The 8,058-nt window shown below is 72.9% G+C and carries 8 protein-coding genes; all 8 read right to left on the reverse strand.

What is annotated here, in order from left to right:
- A partial coding sequence (ruvX, locus tag CCN39_RS11395) for a Holliday junction resolvase RuvX (protein WP_086841099.1) occupies nt 1-431 on the reverse strand: 431 nt, incomplete at its 3' end.
- Between the two features lie 31 nt (nt 432-462).
- Entirely contained in the window at nt 463-3,123 is a 2,661-nt protein-coding gene (alaS, locus tag CCN39_RS11400; RefSeq protein ID WP_086841101.1) for an alanine--tRNA ligase, read from the reverse strand.
- A 71-nt stretch (nt 3,124-3,194) separates the two neighbouring features.
- Nucleotides 3,195-3,497 (reverse strand): hypothetical protein, encoded by a 303-nt coding sequence (locus CCN39_RS11405; protein WP_086841102.1) that lies wholly within the window; start codon nt 3,495-3,497, stop codon nt 3,195-3,197.
- On the reverse strand, nt 3,494-3,880 hold the full coding sequence (locus CCN39_RS11410) for a DUF948 domain-containing protein (protein WP_086841104.1): 387 nt from the start codon (nt 3,878-3,880) through the stop codon (nt 3,494-3,496). The genes CCN39_RS11405 and CCN39_RS11410 overlap by 4 nt, the downstream gene beginning before the upstream one ends.
- Before the next feature lie 306 nt (nt 3,881-4,186).
- A complete protein-coding gene (locus CCN39_RS11415; protein ID WP_086841106.1) occupies nt 4,187-5,032 on the reverse strand; it encodes an NAD(P)-dependent oxidoreductase in 846 nt (281 codons plus the stop codon).
- 37 nt (nt 5,033-5,069) lie between these two features.
- Complete coding sequence (locus tag CCN39_RS11420; RefSeq protein ID WP_086841108.1) at nt 5,070-7,163, reverse strand: bifunctional polysaccharide deacetylase/glycosyltransferase family 2 protein; 2,094 nt, start codon at nt 7,161-7,163, stop codon at nt 5,070-5,072.
- A gap of 10 nt (nt 7,164-7,173) precedes the next feature.
- Nucleotides 7,174-7,635 (reverse strand): hypothetical protein, encoded by a 462-nt coding sequence (locus CCN39_RS11425; protein ID WP_244210728.1) that lies wholly within the window; start codon nt 7,633-7,635, stop codon nt 7,174-7,176.
- Between the two features lie 117 nt (nt 7,636-7,752).
- On the reverse strand, nt 7,753-8,058 hold a 306-nt coding region (locus tag CCN39_RS11430), incomplete at its 5' end, for a VOC family protein (RefSeq protein WP_086841110.1).

Below are 8,058 nucleotides of genomic sequence, written 5' to 3' on the forward strand. Positions count from 1 at the left end.
GCGCGGTGGTCGATCCAGGCCTGCAGGATCTCGACGGCGGCGGCCTGGTCGACCACCGCGCGCTGCTTGCGGCCTTTGACCCCGCGCTGGGAGAGGATGCGGGATGCGGTGACCGTGGTCAGCCGCTCGTCGCCCAGCCGGACCGGCACGGGCGCTATCCGCCCGGCCAGACGCTCAGAATACGCGATGGCCAGCTCGGCCGCCGGACCCTGGCGGTTGGCGAGCGTTCTCGGCAGGCCCACGATCACCTCGACCACCTCGTGCTCGGTGACGAGGGCGGCCAGCTGGTCCAGATCACTGTCGTCGGTCGCATCGCGGGAGAGGGTAACCAATGGCGACGCGAGCAGGGGGGCCGGATCGCTCAGCGCCACTCCGACCCGGACGGATCCGACGTCCACGCCGAGCCGGCGGCCGCGGCCCGGATCGCCCACTCCGGGACGGTCCGGGCTGCGGTTTCCGCGGTTAACCAATGCCGGCAATCGCCGCGCGCAGGGCCGTGACCGCCTCGGCCGCACCGGCCGGGTTCGTGCCACCACCCTGGGCCATGTCGGGCTTGCCGCCGCCCCGGCCGCCGATCTTCTCGGCGAACGACGGCACGAGCTTGCCCGCGGCGATGCCCTTGTCCTGGGCCGCCTTGGTCGTCGCGACGACGAAGCTCAGCTTCTCGCCGGCCGGCGAGAACAGCGCCACCACGCCGGGCCGCGCGCCGAGCCGGCCGCGGATGTCCGACGCCAGCGCGCGCAGGCCGTTGCCGTCGACGTCCGGGACGACCTCGGCGACGACCGTGACACCGCCGATCTCCTGGGCCTTGTCGACCAGCGCGCCCGCCGAGCCCAGCACCTGCTGGGTCTTGAGCTGCGTGATCTCCTTCTCGGCGTTCTTCAGCCGGGTCAGGACGTCCTCGATGCGGCCGGGCAGCTGGTCCGACGGCACCTTGAAGGTGTTCGCCAGCTGCGAGACCAGCAGCTGCTCCTTGCGGACGTACTTCAGCGCGTCACCGCCGACGAGCGCCTCGACGCGGTGCACGCCCGAGCCGATGGAGGCGTCGGAGACCAGCTTGACCAGCCCGAGCTGGCCGATCCGGTCGACGTGCGTGCCACCGCAGAGCTCGCGGGAGTACTCGCCCATGTCGACCACGCGGACGTCGTTGCCGTACTTCTCGCCGAACAGCGCGACCGCGCCCAGCTCGAGGGCCTTGTCCTTGGTCGTGGTGAAGCTCTGCACCTCGACGTTGGTCTGGAGGTAGTCGTTGACCTCCTCCTCGACCTCGGTCAGCACGTCCGCCGAGACCGAGCCCGGCGTGGTGAAGTCGAACCGCATGCGGCCCGGCGAGTTCAGCGAACCCGCCTGCGCCGCGCGCTTGCCGTACGCGCCGCGGACGGCCGCGTGCACCAGGTGCGTCGCGGAGTGCGAGCGCTCGATGGACAGGCGGCGGTGCGCGTCGACCGAGCCGGTGAGCTTGGTGTCCAGCCCGACCTCGCCGTCGACGACCTCGACGCGGTGCACGAACAGGCCCGGCACGATCTTCTGGACGTCCAGGACCTTCAGCTCGACGCCGTCGCCGAGGAGGACGCCGGTGTCGGCGACCTGGCCACCGCTCTCGGCGTAGAACGGCGTCCGGTCGAGGACCAGCTCGGCCTTCTTGCCCGCCGAGACGCTGCGGACCGGCTGCCCGTCTTCGAGCAGCGCGACGACCTTCGCCTCGGCCTGCAGGTCGGTGTAGCCGAGGAACTCGGTCTCGCCGTGCTGCTCCAGGACCTTCCGGTACTCGGAGAGGTCGCCGTGGCCGGTCTTGCGGGCCGCCGCGTCCGCCTTCGCGCGGGTCCGCTGCTCGTTCATGAGCGTGCGGAAACCCTCTTCGTCGACGGTCAGGCCCTGCTCGGCCGCCATCTCCAGGGTGAGGTCGATCGGGAAGCCGTAGGTGTCGTGCAGCTGGAACGCCTTGTCACCGGCCAGCACGTCCCCGCCGCCGCGCTTGGTCTCCTCGGCCGCGAGGTCGAAGATGCGCGAACCGGAGGTCAGCGTCGAGAGGAAGGCCTCCTCCTCGATCCGGACGACCTCGTTGATCCGGTCGAAGCCGGAGACCAGCTCGGGGTAGGTCGGGCCCATCGTGTCGCGGACGACCTTCGCGAACTCCTGCAGCACCGGCTCCTGCACGCCCAGCAGCCGCGTGGAGCGGACGATCCGGCGCAGCAGGCGGCGCAGCACGTAGCCGCGGCCGTCGTTGCCCGGGGTGACGCCGTCGCCGATCAGCATGACGCCGGTGCGGGCGTGGTCGGCGATGACGCGGAAGCGGACGTCGTCGGCGTGGTTGCTGCCGTAGCGGCGGCCGGAGAACTCCTCCGCGCGGCCGATGACCGGGCGCACGAGGTCGGTCTCGTAGACGTTCTCGACGCCCTGCAGGATCGTCGCGACGCGCTCGACGCCCATGCCGGTGTCGATGTTCTTCTTCGGCAGCTCGCCGATCGGCGGGTGCCCGAGCTTGGGGCTCAGGTCGCCGCGGACGTCCTGCATGAAGACGAGGTTCCAGATCTCGATGTAGCGGTCCTCGTCGGCGACCGGGCCGCCCTCGCGGCCGTACGCCGGGCCGCGGTCGTAGTAGATCTCGGAGCACGGGCCGCCGGGACCGGGCACGCCCATGTCCCAGTAGTTGTCCTTGCCGTCGCGGGCCTGGATGCGCTCGCCGGGCAGGCCGGTGAGCTTGCGCCACAGGCCTGCCGCCTCGGAGTCGTCGTTGTAGACGGTCGCCCAGATGCGGTCCGGGTCGAGGCCGAAGCCGCCTTCGCTCTGGGGCTTGGTGATCAGCTCCCAGGCCGCCTCGATGGCGCCTTCCTTGAAGTAGTCGCCGAAGGAGAAGTTGCCGGCCATCTGGAAGAACGTGTTGTGCCGGGTGGTCTTGCCGACCTCGTCGATGTCCGGCGTGCGCACGCACTTCTGCACGGAGGTCGCGCGCGGGTACGGCGGCGGCGCCTCACCGAGGAAGTACGGCTTGAACTGCACCATGCCGGCGTTGACGAACAGCAGGTTCGGGTCGTCGAGGATCAGCGGCGCGCTGGGCACGCGCGTGTGGCCCCGGCCCTCGAAATGGCGCAGGAAACGGTCGGTGATTTCGTGTGTGTCCACGGGTCAGTCCTTGTACTGGTGGCGGAGAACGGGTCGGGCGGCGACGGCGAAGGGCTCCGGGCAGGCCCGGATCAGCCCTCCGCCCGGCGAGCTCGCCGGACCGGGCGCCGGGCGGCGGCGTGCCGTCCCTCGGCGCGGGGCGCGGTCACGCCCGCCCGCTCCTCGACCATGTCGTGCAGCTCCTGTTCCCGCTCGTTCATGCCCGCACGCACCTCGGCGCCGAACGAACCCACGGCGCCGGCCAGCTCGCGCACGGCGTCCCCCAGGTTCGATGCTAACCCGGCCGGGGTGGCCTGACGAGCGGTTTCGGCGGCCTTGCGGGAGAGCACGACGCCGGTGACCACGCCGACGCCGAGCCAGAACAGCCGCTTCATTTCCCGGCCTTCCTGGCGGCCTTCAGAGCGCTCTTCTTCTTGCGCGCCTTGATCGCCTTGCTGAGCCCGTAGGACAGCGCCGCGGTCTTGACCAGCGGGCCGCCGAGGGTCGCGGTGAACACCGACGTCAGCGCGGAGACGTTGCCGGTGACGGCCTGCGCGTTCGCGGTGATCCCGTCCACCCGCTCGAGCTGGGTGTTCACGTGCGTGATGGTCTCGTTCGCACCGATCAGCAGCGGGTCGGTGTTGCTGTTGGTGCGCTCGATCGCCTCGGTGGCCGCGTCCAGCGTCTTGCCGAGCTTGATCAGCGGGATCGCCAGCAGGACGACCAGCACCACGAATGCTCCTGCGGCGATCAACGCGGCGATCTGCCCTGCCGACACGGGCCCTCCTCGGTTCAGGGGTCGGGATGCCGACTGAGGTTACCGCCTGGCCGGGTCCCCGACCGTGTCACCCCGCCGGGCCCGGAAAACGCGTCGCCGGAGGCTGTCCGGCCCGGCGGAACTGTCGGTGCCTGCCGGTAGAGTCGAGAACGGGGGGCGCCCCGGCGGCCTGGGTCCGTTGCCTCGTTCCGGCGGCGCGCTTCACCCCCCGGCGTCACCACTTCGGCACCCCCGGTGGCCGGACCCGCGGCGGCGATCGTCCCTGCCGCTTCCACGCCCCGGCGCCCGGATCCGCGGCGACCGTCCCTACCGCTCCTTCAGCACCGCGCGGTACAGCGCGGCCATGTCTTCGTCGCCGTGCCCCGCCTCGACCGCCGCCTCCAGGTGGGCCAGCACCGCCTTCGCCCCCGCCAAGTCCACGTCGTCCCCGGCGGCCTCCACGACCAGGCGGGCGTCCTTCGCCGCCAGGCCCGCCGGGAACGCCGGCGGGTACTCCCCCGCCAGCATCGCGCCGCCCTTGACGTGCGCGTAGCCGACGTCCAGACCGCCGCCCGCGATCGTCTCCAGGAACAGCGCCGGGTCCAGGCCCAGCGCGCGGGCCAGGCCCAGGCTCTCCGCCGTCGCGTTGGTCAGCGCCAGCACCCACGCGTTCATCACCAGCTTCAGCCGGCTGCCCCGGCCCGCCGGGCCGAGCCAGATCGTGCGCATGCCGACCGCGTCGAACACCGGGGTCGCCGCCGGGCGGGCTTCCTCCGGGCCCGACCCCAGCACCAGCAGCTGGGCCTGTTCGGCCGGCTGCCGCGTGCCGAGCACCGGTGCGTCGACGAACACCACGCCCGCCTTCTCGGCCGTCGCGGCGAGGCGGTCGGTCCAGTCGAGACCGACCGTGCTCATCTGCAGCCACAACGTCCCCGAAGCAGGCGAAGCAGCTTCGAACGCCGAAGCGACGGCGGGCCCGTCGGCGAGCATCGTCACCAGGACGTCCGCGCCGTCGGCCGCCGAAGCCGCCGAATCGGCCACCGTGGCGAACTCGGACAGTGGCTCGGCCTTCTCGCGGGTCCGATTCCAGACGCGGACGTCGAGGCCCGCCTTGGCGATGTTGGCCGCCATCGGGGCGCCCATGATCCCGGTTCCGAGAAACGCGACAGTCATGCCGTCATCGTCGCGGAGACGGGGCGCGGCCGCGCGCTCAGCCGGACGGCGGCGCGTTCTGCCCGGTGCGCTCGAGCTTGTGCCACGGCAGCCGGGCGCCCGCGAACGCCGTCATCACCGACTGCACGACCACCAGGTACATCAGCTGCCGGTAGACGAACTGCTGCAGCGGCAGCGCCAGCAGCGGGCCGAGGCGCTCGCCGTCGAGCCGGAACGCGATGATCCCCGGCACCAGCTGCATCAGCAGGAACACCAGCCAGTACCCGAGCGCCGTGGTCCGGTCACCGGCCAGTGCGCCGAACAGCGCCGCGACGTCCACCAGCGGGGCCAGCATCGGCAGCACGACCTGGAACAACAGCAGGTACGGGAGCCCGCGGCGGCCCAGCCGGCCGGCCGCGCCGCCGCGCAGCACCGCGCCGCGATGCTTCCACACCGCCTGCAGCGTGCCGTAGCACCAGCGGTAGCGCTGCTTCCACAGCTGCCCGAGCGTCGACGGCGCCTCGGTCCAGGCCCGCGCCTGCTGCTCGTAGACGACGCGCCAGCCGGCCTGCTCCAGCAGCATCGTCAGGTCGGTGTCCTCGGCGAGGGTGTCCTCCGGGACGCCGCCGAGGTCCAGCACGGCCGAGCGCCGGAACGCGCCGACCGCGCCCGGCACCGTCGGCATGCACTCGAGGACGTCGTACATGCGCCGGTCGAGGTTGAAGCCGATGACGTACTCGATGTGCTGCCAGCGGCCGAGCAGCCCGCCGCGGTTGCCGACCTTCGCGTTGCCCGACACCGCGCCGACGCGCCGGTCGGCGAACGGCCGGATCACCGCGCCCACCGTGCCCGGCTCGAGCACGGTGTCGCCGTCCACCATGACCACCAGTTCGGTGCGGGCCGCGGCGAGGCCGTTGTTCAGCGCGGCGGGTTTGCCGGCGTTGCGCTGGCGGATCAGCCGCACGCGGCGCGAGCGGAACCGCGCGACGACGTCGGCGGTGCCGTCGGTGGAGCCGTCGTCGACCACGATCACCCACACCGGGTGGTGGTCGGAGGCGAGGATCGAGCGGACGGTCGCCTCGATCCCGGCTTCTTCGTTGTAGGCCGGGACGATCACCGTGACGCCGGCGCGGGTCCGCCGCCGCGGGCGCCGCCGCCGGACGTGGATCGCGGTGGTGACGAGGATGAGCAGCGTCCGCAGCACGGCGATGGCGCTCGCCACGATGAGCAGCCAGCGCAGCGCCTCGGCGACGACACCGCTGAGGCCGACCGCGGCGACCAGCGCCCACCCGCCGGCCCGGTTGGCCGGCGCGGCGGGGCTGACGGCTTCGCGGATGCCGGTGGCTTCGCCGACGGTGCCGAACGTCCAGCCCGCCGCCTGCAATCCGGGCAGCAGCTGTTCCAGTGCCGCGACGGTCTCCGAGCGGTCGCCGCCGGCGTCGTGCAGCAGCACCACGGCGCCGCGGTCGTCCTTCGGCGTCACGTTCGCGACGATCGCCGCCACGCCGGGGCGGCGCCAGTCCTGGCTGTCCACATCGGACAGGACGACGAGCCGGCCGTCGGCGCCGATCCGCCGCATCGACGCCCAGGCCGCGTCGTCGACGGCGTCCGTCGTCGCCGAGTACGGCGGCCGGACCAGCGACGTGCCCACCCCGGCGGCGCCCGCCAGGGCCAGGTCGGTGCCGCGCAGCTCCAGCTTCGCCCGGAGATCGCCGTCCCCGCGCAGGTCGGAGTGGGTGGTGGTGTGGTTGCCGAGCTCGTGACCCGCGGCCAGGATGTCGCGGACCAGCTCGGGGTACCGGGCGGCGTTCGCGCCGGTCACGAAGAACGTGGCGTGCGCGTGGTGCGCGGCGAGCACCGCCAGCACGCGCGGTGTCCACTCCGGATCCGGGCCGTCGTCGAAGGTCAGGGCGAGGGTCTTGGCCTTGGCGTGCAGCCCGGCCTGGTCGGCGCGAGCGTCGATGACGGGCCCGCCGGTGCGGACCCCGGCCGGGACCGCCGACGAGCTGCCGGGCGGCGGGCCTTCGTCGGCGGTGAGCCCGCCCGAGACGAGCAGGTGCAGGCCGAGCAGCGCCGCGACGGCGGTGACGACGGTGCCGAGGAGCACCCAGTGCGCCTTCGGCGGCGGGGTGTGGTGATGCCGGGCCACCATGTCGTCCCCGTCAGCGCCCGTTGCCGGGCGGGGTCGTGCGGGTCTGCCCGGGCGGCGTCGTCGGCGCGCGGCTGTTGCGGTGCTCGCTGGTCGGCGCGGCGGTCGTCGTCGTGGCCGCGGTCGGCGGCGCCGTCGTGGCCGCCGACGGTGAGCGATCCGGCGTCGAGGCCGGGACCTCCCGCGACGGCGTGGTGACCGTCGGCGCACCGTTCGCCCGCGCGGGTTCTTCGCTGATCGGCGGCGGCGTGCTCGTCGCGGGCACCTGCACCGGCACGAAGCCGGGCACGGGGATCAGCGCCGAGGTCGGGATCGGGGCGCCGAACAGCGCGGCGACGAACACCGCGAGGTAGAGCAGAACTCCCGCGCAGGCGGCGAGGGCGACCCGGCGGACGATGCGGCGCCGCCGCCCGGTGGGGTCGACGAAAACCGGCGTCGCGGTGGTTCCGCGGTCGTGATCAGGAAGTGCGGACATGCGGGCTCCGGGGCAGGGGGCCTCACCGTAAACACGCCACGACCTGCCGAAATCGCCGGGGTCAGGAGGTTATTCACCGCCTTTTCCGGCCGCCCGGAACACGATCTCGGTGGGGGTTCAGTAGTCGCCGAGCAGGCAGAAGGGATGCCCCGCCGGATCGGCGTAGACGCGCCAGCCGCGGCCGCCGAGATCGGGGTCGAGCAGCCGGCCACCGTGCGCCAGGACGACGTGGTGCGACTCGCGGAAGTCGTCGACCTCGAAGTCGAGGTGGAACTGCTGCGGGAAAGAGGGATCGGGCCAGCTCGGCGGCCGGTGGTCCGGTGCCCGCTGGAAGCCGAGGACCATCCCGTCCACGTGCAGGGTCGACCAGTCCTCGTCCACCCGCCACCGCGGATCGGGGCGGTCGACCTCACCGCCGAGCAG

Origin of the sequence: Amycolatopsis kentuckyensis, assembly GCF_002155975.1 — a bacterium.
In the GTDB taxonomy this organism is placed as follows: domain Bacteria; phylum Actinomycetota; class Actinomycetes; order Mycobacteriales; family Pseudonocardiaceae; genus Amycolatopsis; species Amycolatopsis kentuckyensis.